General features: G+C 51.5%; 17 protein-coding genes and 5 tRNA genes. 1 reads left to right on the top strand and 21 read right to left on the bottom strand.

The window, feature by feature from the left end:
- Positions 1 to 43: 43 nt before the first annotated feature.
- The 3 genes from CJP72_RS21900 to aroG all read right to left on the bottom strand — a co-directional run bounded on the left by CJP72_RS21900 (position 44) and on the right by aroG (position 3,107).
- On the bottom strand, positions 44 to 820 hold the full coding sequence (locus tag CJP72_RS21900; protein ID WP_162383416.1) for an ABC transporter ATP-binding protein: 777 nt from the start codon (positions 818 to 820) through the stop codon (positions 44 to 46).
- Positions 817 to 1,884, bottom strand: a complete 1,068-nt coding sequence (locus CJP72_RS21905) for a FecCD family ABC transporter permease (RefSeq protein WP_162383417.1) — start codon at positions 1,882 to 1,884, stop codon at positions 817 to 819. Before CJP72_RS21905 ends, CJP72_RS21900 begins: the two co-directional genes overlap by 4 nt.
- A 170-nt stretch (positions 1,885 to 2,054) precedes the next feature.
- Positions 2,055 to 3,107, bottom strand: coding sequence for a 3-deoxy-7-phosphoheptulonate synthase AroG (gene aroG, locus CJP72_RS21910; RefSeq protein WP_162383418.1), 1,053 nt, complete (start codon positions 3,105 to 3,107; stop codon positions 2,055 to 2,057).
- Between the two features lie 384 nt (positions 3,108 to 3,491).
- Between aroG and zitB the strand changes: the two genes are divergently transcribed.
- The gene (gene zitB, locus CJP72_RS21915) at positions 3,492 to 4,433 is read left to right on the top strand and encodes a CDF family zinc transporter ZitB (RefSeq protein ID WP_162383419.1); all 942 of its coding nucleotides are present in this window, start codon (positions 3,492 to 3,494) and stop codon (positions 4,431 to 4,433) included.
- Here the strand turns inward: zitB and pnuC are convergent.
- The 18 genes from pnuC to cydA form a co-directional block, all read right to left on the bottom strand.
- On the bottom strand, positions 4,430 to 5,149 hold the full coding sequence (gene pnuC / locus CJP72_RS21920; protein ID WP_162383420.1) for a nicotinamide riboside transporter PnuC: 720 nt from the start codon (positions 5,147 to 5,149) through the stop codon (positions 4,430 to 4,432). The two genes, zitB and pnuC, sit on opposite strands and share 4 nt — an antisense overlap.
- Before the next feature lie 27 nt (positions 5,150 to 5,176).
- Positions 5,177 to 6,220: a quinolinate synthase NadA gene (gene nadA / locus CJP72_RS21925; protein ID WP_162383428.1), complete on the bottom strand. Its 1,044-nt coding sequence runs from the start codon at positions 6,218 to 6,220 to the stop codon at positions 5,177 to 5,179.
- A 560-nt stretch (positions 6,221 to 6,780) separates the two neighbouring features.
- Positions 6,781 to 6,856: transfer RNA gene (locus CJP72_RS21935), tRNA-Lys, on the bottom strand.
- A gap of 48 nt (positions 6,857 to 6,904) precedes the next feature.
- Positions 6,905 to 6,980 (bottom strand) — tRNA-Lys (locus CJP72_RS21940).
- 145 nt (positions 6,981 to 7,125) lie between these two features.
- Positions 7,126 to 7,201, bottom strand: a tRNA-Lys gene (locus tag CJP72_RS21945).
- Between the two features lie 3 nt (positions 7,202 to 7,204).
- Positions 7,205 to 7,280 (bottom strand) — tRNA-Val (locus tag CJP72_RS21950).
- Positions 7,281 to 7,407: 127 nt separating this feature from the next.
- Positions 7,408 to 7,483, bottom strand: a tRNA-Lys gene (locus CJP72_RS21955).
- 164 nt (positions 7,484 to 7,647) lie between these two features.
- The gene (gene cpoB, locus CJP72_RS21960; RefSeq protein ID WP_162383421.1) at positions 7,648 to 8,436 is read right to left on the bottom strand and encodes a cell division protein CpoB; all 789 of its coding nucleotides are present in this window, start codon (positions 8,434 to 8,436) and stop codon (positions 7,648 to 7,650) included.
- 9 nt (positions 8,437 to 8,445) lie between these two features.
- Complete coding sequence (gene pal / locus CJP72_RS21965) at positions 8,446 to 8,964, bottom strand: peptidoglycan-associated lipoprotein Pal (protein ID WP_162383422.1); 519 nt, start codon at positions 8,962 to 8,964, stop codon at positions 8,446 to 8,448.
- A 34-nt stretch (positions 8,965 to 8,998) separates the two neighbouring features.
- Complete coding sequence (tolB, locus tag CJP72_RS21970) at positions 8,999 to 10,291, bottom strand: Tol-Pal system beta propeller repeat protein TolB (RefSeq protein WP_162383429.1); 1,293 nt, start codon at positions 10,289 to 10,291, stop codon at positions 8,999 to 9,001.
- A 132-nt stretch (positions 10,292 to 10,423) separates the two neighbouring features.
- A complete protein-coding gene (gene tolA / locus CJP72_RS21975; RefSeq protein WP_162383423.1) occupies positions 10,424 to 11,698 on the bottom strand; it encodes a cell envelope integrity protein TolA in 1,275 nt (424 codons plus the stop codon).
- Positions 11,699 to 11,762: 64 nt separating this feature from the next.
- Entirely contained in the window at positions 11,763 to 12,191 is a 429-nt protein-coding gene (gene tolR, locus CJP72_RS21980) for a colicin uptake protein TolR (RefSeq protein ID WP_162383424.1), read from the bottom strand.
- A 3-nt stretch (positions 12,192 to 12,194) separates the two neighbouring features.
- Positions 12,195 to 12,887, bottom strand: coding sequence for a Tol-Pal system protein TolQ (tolQ, locus tag CJP72_RS21985; protein ID WP_024130524.1), 693 nt, complete (start codon positions 12,885 to 12,887; stop codon positions 12,195 to 12,197).
- Entirely contained in the window at positions 12,884 to 13,288 is a 405-nt protein-coding gene (gene ybgC / locus CJP72_RS21990) for a tol-pal system-associated acyl-CoA thioesterase (protein WP_162383425.1), read from the bottom strand. The genes tolQ and ybgC overlap by 4 nt, the downstream gene beginning before the upstream one ends.
- Before the next feature lie 274 nt (positions 13,289 to 13,562).
- Positions 13,563 to 13,856, bottom strand: coding sequence for a cyd operon protein YbgE (ybgE, locus tag CJP72_RS21995; RefSeq protein ID WP_162383426.1), 294 nt, complete (start codon positions 13,854 to 13,856; stop codon positions 13,563 to 13,565).
- Complete coding sequence (cydX, locus tag CJP72_RS22000) at positions 13,856 to 13,969, bottom strand: cytochrome bd-I oxidase subunit CydX (protein ID WP_071828905.1); 114 nt, start codon at positions 13,967 to 13,969, stop codon at positions 13,856 to 13,858. The genes ybgE and cydX overlap by 1 nt, the downstream gene beginning before the upstream one ends.
- A gap of 14 nt (positions 13,970 to 13,983) precedes the next feature.
- Positions 13,984 to 15,123, bottom strand: a complete 1,140-nt coding sequence (gene cydB, locus CJP72_RS22005) for a cytochrome d ubiquinol oxidase subunit II (RefSeq protein ID WP_162383427.1) — start codon at positions 15,121 to 15,123, stop codon at positions 13,984 to 13,986.
- 15 nt (positions 15,124 to 15,138) lie between these two features.
- Complete coding sequence (gene cydA, locus CJP72_RS22010) at positions 15,139 to 16,707, bottom strand: cytochrome ubiquinol oxidase subunit I (protein WP_162383430.1); 1,569 nt, start codon at positions 16,705 to 16,707, stop codon at positions 15,139 to 15,141.
- Positions 16,708 to 17,527: the final 820 nt, after the last annotated feature.

Raw genomic sequence — 17,527 nt, forward strand, 5'->3', positions numbered from 1 at the left:
CATTTGCCGGGTAGCCGTTCGTCATCGATTGGCTATCCGGTGCTTATACCCCGATAACCCCATCCAGTATCACCTGCCCTCTCCCCTGCGAACAGGGTTCCACACGACCACGTACGTTGTACACCTGCGCCAGACGTTCTGCGGTAATCACCGCTTGCGGCGCGCCGCTTGCCACCAGCTTACCGTCGTTAAGCATCACACTATGGTCGCCGAAGCGTAATGCCATGTTCATATCGTGCACCACCACCAGCGTCACCAGTTGGCGCGCCCGCGTCTCCTGAACAATCCTTTCCATGACGTGCAACTGATAATTCAAATCCAGCGCGCTGAGCGGCTCGTCCAGTAACAGCAGTTCAGGACGACGGATCAATGATTGCGCCAGTCCGACCAATTGCCGCTGACCGCCGGAGAGCTGATCGAGATAATGCAGCGCCAGATGCGAAATGCCCAAATGTTCCAGTAGTGCCAGTACCTGCGCCTGATCCTGCAAAGCGTCATTTCCGCCTGCTGTGCGTTGCGCCACCACCACAGACTCCAGCACCGGCAAGTGCACTTCCTGCGGCAATGACTGAGGTAAAAACACCACCTTTTGCGCACGTCGGGCAAACGGCAGCGAGATCAGGTTTTCATTACCAAGAAGCACTTCCCCGCGGGCTTTCGTTAAACCCGCCAGAGCGCGTAACAATGTCGACTTTCCACAGCCGTTAGGCCCCAGCAGCACGGTAATTTTACCGCGCGGCAGTTCAGGAATGCTCAGACCGCTAATCACAGGGCGCTTTGGATAACCGGCATACAGCCCCTTAATTATCAGCCCGCTCATCGCCCGCTCCCCCGGTGACGAAGAATGATGCTGAGGAAAAACGGGACACCCACCAGTGATGTCACAATCCCTACCGGAATGATCACCCCAGGCACCATATTTTTAGCAGCGACCGATGCCAGAGAAAGCACAAGCCCACCGGTCAACACGCTGCCGGGCAGATAAAAACGGTGATCTTCCCCAAACAACATTCGCGCAATATGCGGCGCCACCAGGCCGATAAAACCAATCGGCCCGACAAATGCGACCGACAGCGCGGAAAGCAAACTAATGCGCATTAACGCAGCCAGACGCAAACGTCGGACATCAATGCCGAAACTCATCGCCCTTTCTTCTCCCAGTCGCAATGCCGTCAGTTGCCAGGCGCTGCGCATTGACCAGCACGAGACAACAATGAACACCACCGCCAGCACGCCAAGTTTTTCCCATGAGGCGCGAGTCAGGCTGCCCATTGTCCAGAAGACCAGTCCCTGCAACGTATCTTCATCCGCTACAAACTGCAGCATTGAAACCAGCGCATTGAAGGTAAACACCAGGGCAATCCCGAACAGCACAACGCCCGACGTCGCAACGCGCGTCCAGCGGGTAATACCATCCAGCAATAATGCGGACAGCAAGGCAAACGCAAAGGCATTGGCGGGGATAAACCAGGCTGCGGGAATACCCGGTATCCCGATGCCCAGCACAATCGCCAGCGCTGCACCAAACGCCGCCGCAGACGAAACCCCGAGTGTAAAAGGGCTCGCCAACGGATTGTTTAAAATGGTTTGCATTTCAGCGCCCGCCAGCCCAAGCGCCATCCCGATCAGCAACGCCATCAGCGCATACGGTAGGCGAATATCCCAGACAATGACACGGACCCGGGCATTCGCATTGGCAGGATGCAGCAGCGTTTTCCAGAGTTCAGTGAACGGTAAACCCGACGCGCCAAGGGTTGAGTCAAGTACCAGCGAAGCCAGGATCGCCAGAATAATCATCAGCGCCAGCAGTAGGCGTTGCCGCATAACCTGTCGGTAGCAGCGCATAATGGCGTTAGGGGAGGTCACATTAGCGGGGAGCGACATCGTATTTCATCAAGAAGCGTATCATTTTGCGGGTGGATTTTTCTTACGGGGCCGGAGGCGTGATTATACCGTACCTAATATTCGTTATATATTTATTTATATTCCGAATAAAAATCACAAAAAAAACCGACTACAAGAGTCGGCTCTGAATCTGCAGCAGATAACGTGAATTATCCGCGGCGCGCTTTCACTGCGTTCGACAACTTACGCAGCAGCAAATCGGTATCTTCCCAACCAATACAGGCATCGGTAATGCTTTTACCGTAGGTCAGCGGCTCACCGCCTTCCAGGTTTTGGTTACCTTCAACCAGATGGCTTTCCACCATCACGCCAATAATCGCTTTTTCTCCGCTGGCAATTTGCTGGCAGACATCCGTGCAGACATCCATCTGCTTTTTGAACTGTTTGCTGGAATTGGCGTGGCTAAAATCGATCATCACTTGCGCAGGCAGCCCGGCTTTATCAAGCCCCTCTTTCACGGCAGCGACATGCTGGGCGCTGTAGTTCGGTTCTTTACCGCCACGCAGAATGATATGGCAGTCACCATTTCCGCTGGTATTTACAATCGCGGAGTGACCCCATTTAGTGACGGAAAGGAAACAGTGCGGTGCCCCTGCGGCGTTGATTGCGTCGATGGCGACCTTGATCGTGCCATCGGTGCCATTTTTGAATCCTACCGGGCAGGAAAGTCCTGAAGCCAACTCACGGTGAACCTGAGATTCAGTAGTACGCGCGCCAATGGCCCCCCAGCTCATCAGATCGGCAAGGTATTGCGGGGTGATCATATCGAGGAACTCACCGGCAGCCGGCAAACCGCTATCATTGATATCCAACAATAACTTACGCGCAATACGCAGACCATCGTTGATCTGGAAGCTGTTATCCATATGCGGATCGTTGATCAGTCCCTTCCAGCCCACGGTAGTGCGTGGTTTTTCAAAATAAACGCGCATGACGATCTCAAGCTCGTCATTTAATTCTTCACGCAATGCCAGCAGGCGAGCCGCATACTCTTTGGCCGCCGCCGGGTCATGAATTGAACACGGTCCAATCACGACCAGCAGGCGATCGTCATTGCCTTTCAGAATTTTATGAATCGCTTTACGGGCATGCGCTACCGTGTTTGCAGCGTTTTCAGTAGCGGGGAATTTTTCCAGGAGTGCGACCGGCGGTAATAACTCGTTGATCTCTTTAATGCGTAAATCGTCGTTCTGATAATTCATGATTATTCCAGCGTTGCCATACTTATATAAATGAATGCAATCCCTTCAATCTATATCTTCCCCCCGAAGGTGTAAACTGGGTTTTACACTTTGCACGGATTAATCCTGAAATAAGCAGAAAAACACCATAAAGTAGCGAAAATCGAGATCCATCCCACAATTTTCAACGTCAATTGTTCTTATTAAAATCATTTTCCAGATTCTATGCTGCGCTAAATCATCTTTTCGCCGTCGTCAGCGCCCGCTTCTCAACGCCTGCTGACTCCCGCAAAACCTGAAAATTTGGCTGATATCGGGAGAGTAAAAGCTCTCCTTTTTATTTTGTCAGTCAAAAATCCGTATGATGTCATACAGTAATGATGAGAATAACAAAGGGATGACACTATGGCGCACTCACATACTCCTGATTCACCTCACCTGCCGGAAGATAAAAATGCCCGTCGGTTGCTGTTCGCGTTTTGTGTCACCGCCGGATTTATGCTGGTTGAGGCAGTGGGCGGGATTATTTCCGGCTCGCTGGCATTGTTGGCTGATGCTGGCCACATGCTCACCGATGCCGCTGCCCTGCTCTTTGCACTCCTGGCCGTACAGTTTTCCCGGCGCCCACCCACAATCCGCCATACCTTCGGCTGGCTAAGACTCACGACACTGGCCGCATTTGTTAATGCCATCGCGCTGGTGGTAATCACCATTTTGATCGTCTGGGAGGCCATTGAACGTTTCTATACGCCGCGACCCGTTGCAGGCGGCATGATGATGGTCATCGCCGTCGCCGGGCTCGTAGCTAATGTGCTCTCATTCTGGATTCTGCACCGCGGTAGCGAAGAAAAAAACCTCAACGTCAGGGCGGCGGCCCTGCATGTAATGGGGGACTTACTGGGATCAGTCGGGGCAATCATTGCTGCGCTGATTATCATCTGGACGGGCTGGACGCCTGCCGACCCAATCCTCTCGATTCTGGTTTCCTTGCTGGTGCTAAGAAGCGCATGGCGTTTGTTGAAAGATAGCGTCAATGAACTCCTGGAAGGCGCCCCGGTTTCACTGGATATTGCCGCATTACAGCGCCATCTCAGCAGGGATATCCCGGAAGTACGTAATGTGCACCATGTGCATGTCTGGATGGTCGGTGAGAAACCGGTGATGACGATGCATGTGCAGGTGATCCCGCCGCACGATCATGATGCGTTGCTGGCGCGCATCCAACATTTTCTGATCCATCATTACCAGATTGAACACGCCACCATACAGTTAGAGTATCAACCCTGTAACGGTCCGGATTGCCATCTGAACCAAAGGCAATCCGGGCCTATACATCACCACCATTAATGAGAAAGTGCGTGCGAACCCCGTTCGCGCGCACTGTTGATCCACATCCGACTGCCGTTCAGGGCAATGAATGTCAGGATCAGGTATTCCAGCGACATCGCGTAAACGCCCTGTAGCGCGAAGATCACCACGCTGATGACGTTGATTACCACCCACAGTAGCCAGTTTTCAACGTATTTGCGCGTCATCAGGATCATCGCCACAATCGACAGCACCATCATGCAGGAATCCCAGAAGGGGAAAGCGTCAGGCTGCAGTTCAGGCGTCGTGACCTGCAATCCCAGCGTCTGCATAATATTCACAGCAATTTTTGTCAGGAAGGCAAATACCGGGTCGATGAATGCCGTCATCAAACCAATGGCGACCACACAGACAGCAAGCCAGCTCAGTGCTTTTGGCAACGGCAACCAGCGAATTTTCAGCTCCGCTTCATGTTGACTCGTTTGTCGGGACCAGGCATACCAGCCATAGATATTGGCGGCGAAGAAAAAGACCTGTAACAGCAGGCTGGCATAGAGTTGGATCTGAAAGAAGATAATGGCGAATAACGTCACGTTAATCAGACCAAAAAAGTAATTGCTGATCCTCTCCAGACTCGCCAGTCCGATACACAGTAAACCGGCGACAGTCCCCACAGCCTCAATCCACGACAGAGCGTAGCCCCCCGCGCCGATTGGGATATGAACCAGAATGTTCTGCGTGCTAAAAAAATCCATCTTTTCCCCCAGAGCAAAACGTCACGATTAAGCTCGTAGTGTAGCCGCAAATTCCAGCATGCGGTTTAACGGCAATAAAGCGCCTTCTCGCAGCGTTTCATCAACATGGATTTCATGGGACGCTCCGCCTTGTTCCAGGCCTTCAGCAATCGCTTTAAGGCCGTTCATTGCCATCCATGGGCAATGAGCGCAACTACGACAGGTCGCCCCTTCTCCCGCCGTCGGCGCTTCAAGCAGCTCTTTCTCTGGAACCGCCTGTTGCATTTTGTAGAAAATACCCCGGTCGGTCGCCACAATCAGTTGCTGATGCGGCAGCGTTTTCGCCGCATTGATGAGCTGACTGGTTGACCCTACCGCATCGGCCATATCAACGATCGACTGAGGTGACTCAGGATGTACCAGCACGGCGGCATTTGGATAAAGCCCTTTCATGCGGGTTAAGGCCTGGGTTTTAAACTCATCGTGGACAATACAGGCGCCCTGCCAACACAGTACGTCAGCACCGGTCTTTTTCTGTACGTAGTTACCCAAATGGCGATCCGGCGCCCAGATGATTTTTTCACCTAAACTATCAAGATGCTCAATAAGTTCAACGGCGATGCTGGACGTCACCACCCAGTCAGCCCGCGCTTTTACCGCGGCTGATGTGTTGGCATAGACCACCACGGTGCGATCCGGATGGGCATCGCAAAACGCACTGAATGCGTCGATCGGACATCCCAAATCCAGCGAGCATTCCGCCTGCAGAGTGGGCATCAGGATTGTTTTTTCCGGACTGAGAATTTTGGCGGTTTCTCCCATAAACCGAACCCCTGCAACCAGCAGGGTTGACGCGGGATGTTTCGCGCCAAAGCGAGCCATCTCGAGCGAATCCGAAATGCAGCCGCCGGTCTCTTCAGCCAGTTGCTGGATTTCCGGGTCGGTGTAATAGTGGGCGACCATCACGGCGTCCCGCTCTTTCAGCAGACGTTTGATTTTCTCACGGTAGTATTGTTTTTCATCCACGCTCAGCGGTGCTGGCTTCGGTGGAAACGGATAAATTGCAGCTTCTGGATCAAACATCACGCTCATCATGCTTTCTCGTTTTACTGGCTTAACGAAATTGTCGGTTATTAGCGCACGAAGCGCATTAGTCGGATACGGGTGTTTTGTATGCTAAACAAGATAGCCGAAACAGCGGGAAAAGTCGTGGAGATTTTGAGCGTGAAAGTCTGTATCAGGTGTCGAGTGGCGCTGGCGCTTACTTGACCTATAAAGACAAAACGACCATAGGCATGAAAATCGAAGCATCATCAGGCAATTACCCAACTCATAGATAGCAAAAAAGACGCCGACAGCGCTAGCACTGTTAGTTTAGGACCGAGATATCCGGGGGCGATCACCGGGTTTGGCGTCCCTCCGGGAATCCAATCCTGGTGGTTCCCCTTATTCACTCGCTTAAGTGAACAGCGTTACCAACAGCGCCCTCTTTTGCACTGGTGGGTCGTGCAGGATAACTCGCTTCGCTCGCCCTTCGGGCCATCGCCGCAAGCGGCTCCGCTGTCTCACTGCGTTCGGCCCGAACCTGCAGCAGGTTCGAATCGTCTAAATCGCAGATAGCAAAAAGGCGCCTTTAGGGCGCCTTTTTACATTGGTGGGTCGTGCAGGATTCGAACCTGCGACCAATTGATTAAAAGTCAACTGCTCTACCAACTGAGCTAACGACCCCTTTCGGGATTTACTACTTTATTCTTTTTCAGGAACCCACTTCAATATTGGTGGGGCGTGCAGGATTCGAACCTGCGACCAATTGATTAAAAGTCAACTGCTCTACCAACTGAGCTAACGCCCCATCCGGGTGTTACCTGAAATATTTTACTCGTTACCAATTTAAAATTGGTGGGTCGTGCAGGATGACTCGGCTTTGCCTCGCCCTACGGGCCGTTGCTGATGCAACGTTATCCTTCACGCTTAACATCTGAGTTCGATGTTAAAATTGGTGGGTCGTGCAGGATTCGAACCTGCGACCAATTGATTAAAAGTCAACTGCTCTACCAACTGAGCTAACGACCCGAGTGGTGGGTGATGACGGGATCGAACCGCCGACCCCCTCCTTGTAAGGGAGGTGCTCTCCCAGCTGAGCTAATCACCCGATACTACGCTGGATACTGCTTTAAGTGGTGGGTCGTGCAGGATGACTCGGCTTCGTCTCGCCCTACGGGCCGTTGCTGACGCAACGTTATCCTTCACGTTTTACTACCACAATCTACTTCAGTAATTGGTGGGTCGTGCAGGATTCGAACCTGCGACCAATTGATTAAAAGTCAACTGCTCTACCAACTGAGCTAACGACCCACTTTTGCGTTGCTTTTGGTTTGTTTGATATCCCGTGGCAACGGCGGCATATATTACTGATTTCAGATTTCAGCGCAACAAAAATTTCGATATAGATCACTCAACTGCTTATGAATCACACGACACGACCAGAAATAACGCGATTTCTGGTCGCATGGTGTGCATTACATCGCGCTGAGACGTTTTTGCGCTTGTTTCGCACCATCGGTACCAGGGTATTTACTGATGACCTGCTGGTAAACGGCTTTGGCTTTTTCTGTATCGCCTTTGTCCTGCATGATGACGCCGACTTTGAACATCGCATCAGAAGCCTTCGGAGACTTCGGATAGTTTTTCACAACCGAGGCAAAGTAGAACGCAGCATCATCTTTTTTACCCTTGTTGTAATTCAACTGCCCCAGCCAGTAATTGGCATTCGGCTGGTACGTTGAGTCCGGGTATTGTTTGATGAAGTTCTGAAACGCCACAATCGCGTCATCCTGACGGGATTTATCATGCACCAGGGCAATTGCCGCGTTGTAATCCGTATTCGCGTCTCCGCTTGAAGCGGGCACGCCTGACACTGCTGCTCCAGCATCTGGAGCAGGCGTTGCCGCTGCCGCACCACTTTGCTCGCCAGTTGCAGGTTGCGCCGCTGCGCTACCGCTACTCAGACTGTCTATCTGTAACAGGATCTGTTTCTGACGCTCAACGACCTGATTCAGTTGATACTGGCTTTCCTGAATTTGGCCACGCAGGGAATCAATATCAGTCTGATTATCGGAAAGTTGTTGCTGGAGTTGGGTTAAAAGTTGGCTATGAGCATTAGAAATACGCTCGAGTTGAGTGACGCGGTCTTCGACCGAGCCAGAGCCGACACTACTGATTGGCGCCTGAGCAAAAGCGGCCCAGGGGGCCGCTATGCCAACCAGTAACGACAGACTCAACAGGTGATGTCTGAAGTTACTGCTCATGTCATTCTCTTAGTAAACCAGTACGGCACGACGGTTTTTGGAGTAAGCCGCTTCGTCATGACCCAGTACTGCAGGTTTTTCTTTACCGTAAGAAACGATGGAGATCTGGTCAGCAGAAACGCCTTTACCCTGCAGGTACATTTTAACGGCGTTAGCACGACGTTCGCCCAGGGAGATGTTGTACTCAGGAGTACCACGTTCGTCCGCGTGACCTTCTACGGTGACTTTATAAGACGGGTTGCTACGCAGGAAGTTTGCGTGCGCATCCAGCATTGCAGCGAAATCAGAACGGATATCGTACTTGTCCAGATCGAAGTAAACGATGTTGTTCTGCTGCAGCTGTTGCATCTGCAGACGCGCTTGCTCTTCGGAGGACATGTTGCCGCTGCCATTAGCATCCATACCAGTGCCAGCGCCCATCATGCCTTCGCTGCCGTCATTGCTGGCGTTCTTGTTAGAAGAACATGCCGCGATTGCCATAACAGGCAGAGCGATCATCAGCCCCTTCAGCACTTTGTTCAGTTGCATTTCAATGATTCCTTTATTAATCAATTATTTATTATCACAGATACGGCGACCAGGCAGGGAATTTAACCTGACCATCAGTTGCCGGAAGACGCGCCTTGAAACGCCCATCTGTAGAAACCAAATTCAGCACGGATCCCATCCCCTGAGAAGAGCTGTAGATTACCATAGTGCCGTTAGGTGCCAGACTTGGCGTTTCATCCAGGAACGTTGACGACAGAACTTGTACGCCACCCGTTACCAGATCTTGTTTGGCAATGTGTTGTTGCCCACTATTTGAGCTTACCATTACCATAAATTTGCCGTCGCTGCTCACATCAGAATCCTGGTTTTGCGATCCTTCCCAGGTAATACGTTGCGGAGCACCGCCATTGACATTGACTTTATACACCTGCGGACGACCGGCCTGGTCAGAGGTAAATGCCAGATTCTGGCTGTCCGGGAACCAGGTCGGTTCGGTGTTGTTGCTGCGACCATCCGTCACCTGGCGGATCTGGCCAGAACCAATGTCCATCACATACAGGTTCAGACTACCGGTTTTAGACAAGGCAAACGCCAGTTTGCTGCCATCCGGTGAGAATGCCGGCGCACCGTTGTGACGCGGGAATGAGGCAACCTGACGAACCGCACCGTTCGACAGGGTCTGAATGACCAGCGCAGAACGGCCGCTTTCAAAGGTAACGTATGCCAGTTTGGAACCATCCGGTGACCATGCCGGAGACATCAGCGGCTGCGGAGAACGGTGAACCACGAACTGGTTATAGCCATCGTAGTCAGACACGCGCAGTTCATACGGGAACTGACCGCCATTGGTCTGAACCACATAAGCGATACGGGTACGGAACGCGCCCTTAATACCGGTCAGTTTTTCAAACACTTCGTCACTGGCAGTATGACCTGCATAACGCAGCCACTGCTTGTTCACTTTGTAAGAGTTCTGAGCCAGAACGGTACCCGGCGCACCACCAGTGTCAACCAACTGATACGCCACATTGTAGGAACCGTCCGGATTCGGCGTTACCTGACCGACCACGACAGCGTCAATGCCCAAAGCAGACCATGCCGCAGGCTGAACTTCCTGAGCGGTCCCCGGCTGCTGTGGCAGACGAGAACGGTCTAGTGGATTAAATTTACCGCTGTTGCGTAGGTCAGCACCCACGATACCGCCGATATCTTCAGGGGCAGCACCCGGCCCCGCCCACTGGAATGGCACAACGCCAATTGGGCGCGCCGAGTCCACCCCCTGGGTGATCTCGATACGTACTTCTGCGTGCAGCACAGCTGCCCACAGCATCAGAAAACCAAATGCTACTCGTAATGCCTGCTTCATCATATCTCCCTTATCCAGGCGGAAAGCCCACGATAATTTAGCAGAATGTTAACAAACTCAAATACACAAAACTACCAGAACCCAGCGACTACCGCAGTTTGTTTTTCCCCGTCACGACCGGGAAAACCTGGCTTACGGTTTAAAGTCCAGAGGTGCGTTTTTAAACACTTCATATACCGCCTGGCTCGGTGGTTTTGGAATCTTCGCCTGTCGGGCTGCAGCAAGCGCTGCCTGACAAAGCGCGGGATCGCCACCTTCAGACTGAATATCCAGTAACATGCCGTCGGAAGCCAGCTTTATGCGCAGCGTACAGGTTTTCCCTGTATAGGACGAGGCGTCATAAAACTTACTCTCAATGGCAGATTTAATCTGCCCGGCATAGTTGCTGATATCCGCACCTGATGCGCCATTATTTTTAGTATTCCCACTCCCGGCTGGAGAAGCATTGTTGCCTTTCGCTCCACCGCCGGATTTCGGTGCATTCTTACCAGAGCTTAAATCGCCCAGCAGGTCGTCAACACCGGAAGCGGCAGCCGCTTTTTCAGCCGCGGCTTTTTTAGCCGCAGCGGCCTTATCTGCGGCAGCTTTCTTATCAGCCGCCGCTTTTTTATCTGCAGCCGCCTTCTCAGCCGCGGCTTTTTTGTCCGCTGCTGCTTTCTCTGCAGCCGCTTTCTTATCGGCTGCGGCTTTTTCAGCAGCGGCCGCTTTCGCAGCAGCTGCTTTTTCCGCTTTCTCAGCGGCGGCCTTATCAGCTGCAGCTTGCTTCTCGGCTTCCGCCTGTGCTTTTTTCGCAGCATCAGCGGCAGCCTTAGCAGCCATCACCTCGGCGACTTTCTTCGCATCAGCGGCAGCTTTTGCGGCGGCTTCAGCCTCCGCTTTTTTCTGTGCGTCTGCGGCCGCTTTCTTCGCGGCTTCTGCGGCTTGCTTCGCCTGAGCATCCGCTTTGGCCTTCGCGTCGGCAGCAGCTTTCGCCGCAGCTTCCTCAGCCAGCTTCTGTTGTTCCTGCGCCTTTTGCGTAGCCGCTTCAGCTTGCTTCTGCTGCTCCGCCTGCTCACGCGCTTTTTCCTGCGCAGCTAAGCGTTCTTTCTCAAGTTGCTTCAAACGTTCTTGTTCGGCAGCCTGCTTCTCACGAAGCTCTTCGGCTTGCTGCTGCGCTTGTTTTTCACGCTGTTGCTCAGCACGTTTCGCACTCGCCTGTTGCTGCTGCTGACGATCGTACTGTTGAACAATGGCGCCAGGATCAACCATGACGGCGTCAATGGAAGATCCACCGCCGCCCCCCGCTGAAGCATCAATGTGCTCATCGAACGAGCTCCAGATCAGTACCGCAAATAAAATGACATGCAGCACCGCTGAAATAATTATCGCCCGTTTGAGCTTGTCGTTTTGTTCGGTTGCCTTTGACACTCTCGGTTCCCAAAAAACTGTTCGTCTGTTACTCGCTATGTTGCAAGCCAGAGGGACGAAGACTTCAGATTGGCTGCGTCATCAAGCCAACCGACTTCACGCCCGCACTGTGTAACAAGTTCAGCGCTTTAATTATTTCATCGTAAGGCACATCTTTCGCGCCACCGATTAAGAAGACCGTTTTCGGATTGGACTCCAGGCGGCTTTTCGCCTCGGCAATAACTTGTTCTGGCGGTAGCTGATCCATACGATCTTTTTCGACCACCACGCTATATTGCCCAATACCGGAAACTTCAATAATGACCGGAGGATCGTCATTGCTGCTTACGGCCTGCGACTCAGTCGCATCCGGCAAATCGACTTCCACGCTCTGGGTAATGATGGGCGCTGTCGCCATAAAGATCAGCAGCAGCACCAGCAGAACGTCGAGCAACGGTACAATATTGATTTCGGACTTAAGTTCACGACGACCTCGTCCACGCGTTCTGGCCATGGCTTACCCCTTGTTGCTCTCGCTACTGGTAAACGCCTGGCGGTGCAGAATCGCGGTGAACTCTTCCATAAAGTTGTCGTAATTCAATTCCAACTTGTTCACGCGCTGATTCAGGCGGTTGTAGGCCATAACGGCTGGAATAGCAGCAAACAGACCGATGGCCGTTGCAATCAATGCTTCCGCGATACCTGGCGCAACCATCTGCAGGGTGGCCTGTTTTACCGCTCCCAGCGCGATAAATGCGTGCATGATCCCCCAGACCGTACCAAACAGACCGATATACGGACTGATGGACCCTACCGTACCGAGGAAGGGAATATGCGTCTCTAATGTTTCCAGTTCACGGTTCATTGAGATACGCATCGCACGGGATGCCCCTTCAACCACCGCTTCTGGCGCATGATTGTTTGCACGATGTAGTCGCACAAACTCTTTGAACCCGCTGTAGAAAATTTGCTCCGAACCGGCCAGGCTATCACGACGCCCCTGACTTTCCTGATACAGGCGAGACAGTTCGATTCCGGACCAAAATTTATCTTCGAACGCTTCAGCTTCACGCGCAGCCGCATTAAGAATACGAGTTCGCTGGATAATGATAGCCCAGGATGCGATCGAAAAACCAATCAAAATCAACATGATAAGTTTAACCAGAAGGCTTGCCTTCAGGAACAAATCAAGGATATTCATGTCAGTCACTGCTTAAACTCCGCGACAATAGACTTGGGAAGCGCACGAGGCTTCATTTTGAGTGGATCAACGCAAACAATCAGAACTTCTGCTTCATTCAGCACGGCGTTCTCTGCGTTGACAATGCGTTGCGTGAATACCAAAGAGGTGCCACGCATTGACGTAATTTCTGTTTGAATTTCGAGCATATCGTCAAGTCGCGCTGGCGCAAAATATTCTAGCGTCATTTTGCGTACCACAAAGGCGACTCGTTCAGCCAGCAGCACCTGTTGGCTGAAGTGATGATGGCGCAACATCTCTGTACGTGCTCTTTCATAAAAAGCGACGTAACTGGCGTGATAAACCACACCACCGGCATCGGTGTCTTCGTAGTAGACACGAACCGGCCATCGAAATATATACTTATTCATTCCTGCCGCCTCTTTGTTGGCTTCGTCCACTCACACCAGTCACTTACTCCAGTAAGCTCCTGGTGATTCGCGCACTTACCGCCGCGATGCCGCGAGAATGCTGTTGTATATAGCGTTGTCTTCACTTTACATCCCGGTAATGCAACAAAAGTTAGAGATTTTAAACGTTGCTACTATACGCGCGCTATTGAGGCTTGGGAATGGGGGGAAGTTAAGGGAGAGTAAAAAATTATGGGCTTATGCAAGCCCATAAATATTTAAGGATGTTTCTTATTCAAAGGAAGAAGAAAAACAGACCGGTGATAAGCACAATATCGGCAATCAATGGAGAGAAAAGCCCCTGCCAATGCACCGCGCGGGGACGAAACCCCACCCCATGAATCACACCAGCACAGACCGCCCACATCAACAGAAAACCATGCCAGATTTCCAGCTCGCTGGTTTTTGCTGCGAAGCGTGAAGGGTCCCAGAATATGCAGCCAGCCAACACGATTGCCAGCACAAAGGAAAGCGCCCGCAAGGGGCGCTTATCCATTACCGCATATAACATCGCGATAATGCTGGTCATCAGCTTTCTTCTTGTCCGGCTTTGCCTGCTTCAACGTGCTCAAGCGCTAGCGCTGTGATTATCCCAAATGCACAGGCAAGAAGCGTTCCCAAAATCCATGCGAAATACCACATTTTAAGCTCCTTACTTAGTACAGAGAGTGGCTGTTGCTTTCAATATCTTCTTTGGTGATGCGGCCGAACATCTTCCAGTAACACCAACCGGTGTAGAGCAGGATAATAGGCACAAACACCGCAGCAACCCAGGTCATCAGATTTAATGTTCTCTGGCTGGACGTTGCGTCCCACATTGTCAGACTTGCGTTCATCATCGTGCTGGACGGCATCACAAACGGGAACATCGCGATACCGGCAGTCAGGATGATGCAGGCCAACGTCAGTGAGGAGAAGACGAACGCCCAGGCCCCTTTCTCCATACGAGAAGTCAGAATGGTCAACAACGGCAGAACTACGCCCAGCGCCGGGACCAACCAAAGGATAGGTGCATTGTTAAAGTTCACCATCCATGCGCCCGCTTCACGAGCGACCTCTTTGGTCAGCGGGTTAGAGGCGGCATGGTGATCCAGTGCGGAAGTCACAACATAACCGTCAATACCGTACACCACCCAGACACCCGCCAGAGCGAAGCAGACCAGAGTCACCAGTGCCGCAACCTGTGACGTCGCACGAGCACGCAGATGAAGTTCACCCACGGTACGCATCTGCAGATAGGTCGCGCCCTGAGTGATGATCATCCCTACGCTCACGACACCCGCCAACAGACCAAACGGATTCAGCAACTGGAAGAAGTTACCGGTGTAGTACAAACGCATGTAGTCGTCTACGTGGAACGGAACCCCTTGCAGCAGGTTACCGAATGCCACACCAATCACCAGCGGCGGAACGAAGCTACCAATGAAGATGCCCCAGTCCCACATGTTGCGCCAGCGCATATCTTCAATCTTAGAGCGGTAATCAAAACCGACCGGACGGAAGAACAATGACGCCAGTACAAGGATCATCGCCACGTAGAAACCGGAGAACGCAGCGGCATACACCATCGGCCATGCCGCGAACAATGCGCCACCCGCGGTGATCAGCCAAACCTGGTTACCGTCCCAGTGCGGGGCGATGGAGTTAATCATAATTCGACGCTCGGTATCATTACGACCGAGGAAGCGGGTGAGCATGCCCACCCCCATGTCGAAGCCATCAGTGACCGCAAAACCAATCAGCAGAATGCCAACCAGCAGCCACCAGATAAAACGCAATACTTCATAATCGATCATTTGACGACTCCTGTCTTAGCGTGCCGGCTGAGAAGTCACAGTGGACTGCTCGTAGTGATAACGACCGGTTTTCAGGCTGCTCGGGCCACGGCGTGCGAACTTGAACATCAGGTACAGTTCAGCCACCAGGAACAGGGTGTATAGGCCGCAAATCAACAGCATCGAGAAGATGAGGTCGCCGGCAGTCAGCGAAGAATTCGCCACAGCTGTCGGTAACACTTCACCAATTGCCCACGGTTGACGACCGTATTCTGCAACGAACCAACCGGACTCAATGGCAATCCACGGCAATGGAATCGCATACAGCGCCGTGCGCAGCAGCCATTTTTTCTCACCGATACGGTTGCGAATAACAGTCCAGAAGGACACCGCGATAATCGCCAGCATCAAAATGCCGCACGCCACCATGATACGGAAAGCGAAGTACAGTGGCGCAACGCGAGGTATAGAATCTTTCGTTGCCTGCTGAATTTGCGATTCGGTCGCATCAGTGACCTTATCCGTATAGCGTTTCAGCAGCAGACCATATCCCAGGTCTTTCTTCATGCTGTTGAACTGGTCGCGAACGGCCTGATCGGTTGAGCCAGCACGCAGTTCTTCCAGCAACTGATACGCTTTCATCCCGTTACGGATACGCTCTTCGTGCTGCACCATCAGGTCTTTCAGACCAATGACCTGTGTATCAACAGAGCGGGTGGCAATGATGCCCAGCGCATAAGGAATTTGAATCGCAAAATGGTTTTCCTGCGCATCCTGGTCCGGAATACCGAACAGCGTAAAGGATGCCGGCGCAGGCTGGGTTTCCCATTCTGCTTCAATGGCGGCAAGTTTGGTTTTCTGCACGTCGCCCATTTCGTAACCGGATTCATCACCCAGGACGATAACAGAGAGAATAGCAGCCATACCGAAGCTGGCAGCGATGGCAAAAGAGCGTTTAGCGAACGCGAAGTCACGGCCGCGCAGCATGTAGTAGGAGCTGATACCCAGAACGAACATCGCGCCACAAACATAACCAGATGCGACAGTGTGAACAAATTTCACCTGTGCAACCGGGTTAAGCACCAGTTCAGAGAAGCTCAGCATCTCCATGCGCATGGTTTCAAAGTTGAAATCCGCTGCAATTGGGTTCTGCATCCAGCCGTTAGCGACCAGGATCCACAACGCGGAAAGGTTTGAACCTAAAGCCACCAACCAGGTGACGCACATATGCTGGACTTTACCCAGGCGGTCCCAACCAAAGAAGAACAGACCTACAAAGGTAGATTCGAGGAAGAAGGCCATCAGACCTTCGATCGCCAGCGGCGCACCGAAGATATCCCCTACATAGTGAGAATAGTAAGACCAGTTAGTCCCGAACTGGAACTCCATGGTCAGACCGGTTGCCACACCCAGAGCGAAGTTGATCCCAAACAACTTGCCCCAGAACTTGGTCATATCTTTATAAATCTGTTTGCCGGAAAGGACGTAGACCGTTTCCATGATGGCCAGCAAAAACGCCATACCGAGCGTCAGTGGCACAAACAGGAAGTGGTACATCGCGGTCAAGGCAAACTGTAAGCGCGACAGTTCGACTATATCTAACATCATGACTCCTTGCTCATCGCATGAAGACTCCGAGAGTGAACCCCGTTAGAAAGGGTCACACGCATGCCCCAATACAAATTTATTTGCGCACTTTCTTCGTTACTGTTTTGTCGTGAGAGGAAACAGCAACGATGAAAGGTTACAAACATGTTAATAAAAAACTCAAATTGATCCCGCAATTATATTACGCCGCAAAATCCTTACAATAAACAGGTTTTTATTGAGTTAGATTTACGTTTTTCGACAGTGATCAATTTATAGCGAAGTTATCGCTTTTTCACCAATTTGATCATGAACAATTTATCGTGTTTTAGTGTGCTTTTCCAAGGATTAAACTTTGATTTATATCAAAATCCATAAAATCGGTTAACAATATGTATCAACAGTAACTTCGGTAAATTCAATGTTGCAAATATGTTTTTAAATTGAAACGCACGATTACCAAATGAGTGCGCAAGCATAAAAAAACTGCATTTTTATTAACGCACCATCAGGATCAACTCGTACCCGGACTTAACTTTTTAGCGTAGTCAATTGGTGGTTATTTTCCATAGCAGAAATCCACCACAAAAAATAATCACAATAATTTCACTTTTATTTTAATTTCAATTAACACCGCTCTGTTATTATTCTGTTAACAACAAATCCGTACCAGGCATCGCTTTTGTCTGATTGCTTGCTATTCATGCAAGTTATTGGTTGAACCTTCGTGACTGGGCAAGCAGAAAAGCCCCAGCTTCACCTCCCCTCCCCTGCTGACGGAACAAATCCGTCCATCCATATGTGTTTCCAGACGGCCGATTATCTCTCTGGCAAAGGG

Source organism: Citrobacter sp. NCU1 (assembly GCF_010231475.1).
Lineage (GTDB): Bacteria > Pseudomonadota > Gammaproteobacteria > Enterobacterales > Enterobacteriaceae > Citrobacter_D.

What these genes read in the sequence shown, in the direction of transcription:
- CJP72_RS21900 (WP_162383416.1), bottom strand. Translation starts at nt 820, where the DNA reads ATGAGCGGGCTGATAATTAAGGGGCTGTATGCCGGTTATCCAAAGCGC.
- CJP72_RS21905 (WP_162383417.1), bottom strand. Translation starts at nt 1,884, where the DNA reads ATGTCGCTCCCCGCTAATGTGACCTCCCCTAACGCCATTATGCGCTGC.
- aroG (WP_162383418.1), bottom strand. Translation starts at nt 3,107, where the DNA reads ATGAATTATCAGAACGACGATTTACGCATTAAAGAGATCAACGAGTTA.
- zitB (WP_162383419.1), top strand. Translation starts at nt 3,492, where the DNA reads ATGGCGCACTCACATACTCCTGATTCACCTCACCTGCCGGAAGATAAA.
- pnuC (WP_162383420.1), bottom strand. Translation starts at nt 5,149, where the DNA reads ATGGATTTTTTTAGCACGCAGAACATTCTGGTTCATATCCCAATCGGC.
- nadA (WP_162383428.1), bottom strand. Translation starts at nt 6,220, where the DNA reads ATGAGCGTGATGTTTGATCCAGAAGCTGCAATTTATCCGTTTCCACCG.
- cpoB (WP_162383421.1), bottom strand. Translation starts at nt 8,436, where the DNA reads ATGAGCAGTAACTTCAGACATCACCTGTTGAGTCTGTCGTTACTGGTT.
- pal (WP_162383422.1), bottom strand. Translation starts at nt 8,964, where the DNA reads ATGCAACTGAACAAAGTGCTGAAGGGGCTGATGATCGCTCTGCCTGTT.
- tolB (WP_162383429.1), bottom strand. Translation starts at nt 10,291, where the DNA reads ATGAAGCAGGCATTACGAGTAGCATTTGGTTTTCTGATGCTGTGGGCA.
- tolR (WP_162383424.1), bottom strand. Translation starts at nt 12,191, where the DNA reads ATGGCCAGAACGCGTGGACGAGGTCGTCGTGAACTTAAGTCCGAAATC.
- ybgC (WP_162383425.1), bottom strand. Translation starts at nt 13,288, where the DNA reads ATGAATAAGTATATATTTCGATGGCCGGTTCGTGTCTACTACGAAGAC.
- ybgE (WP_162383426.1), bottom strand. Translation starts at nt 13,856, where the DNA reads ATGACCAGCATTATCGCGATGTTATATGCGGTAATGGATAAGCGCCCC.
- cydX (WP_071828905.1), bottom strand. Translation starts at nt 13,969, where the DNA reads ATGTGGTATTTCGCATGGATTTTGGGAACGCTTCTTGCCTGTGCATTT.
- cydB (WP_162383427.1), bottom strand. Translation starts at nt 15,123, where the DNA reads ATGATCGATTATGAAGTATTGCGTTTTATCTGGTGGCTGCTGGTTGGC.
- cydA (WP_162383430.1), bottom strand. Translation starts at nt 16,707, where the DNA reads ATGTTAGATATAGTCGAACTGTCGCGCTTACAGTTTGCCTTGACCGCG.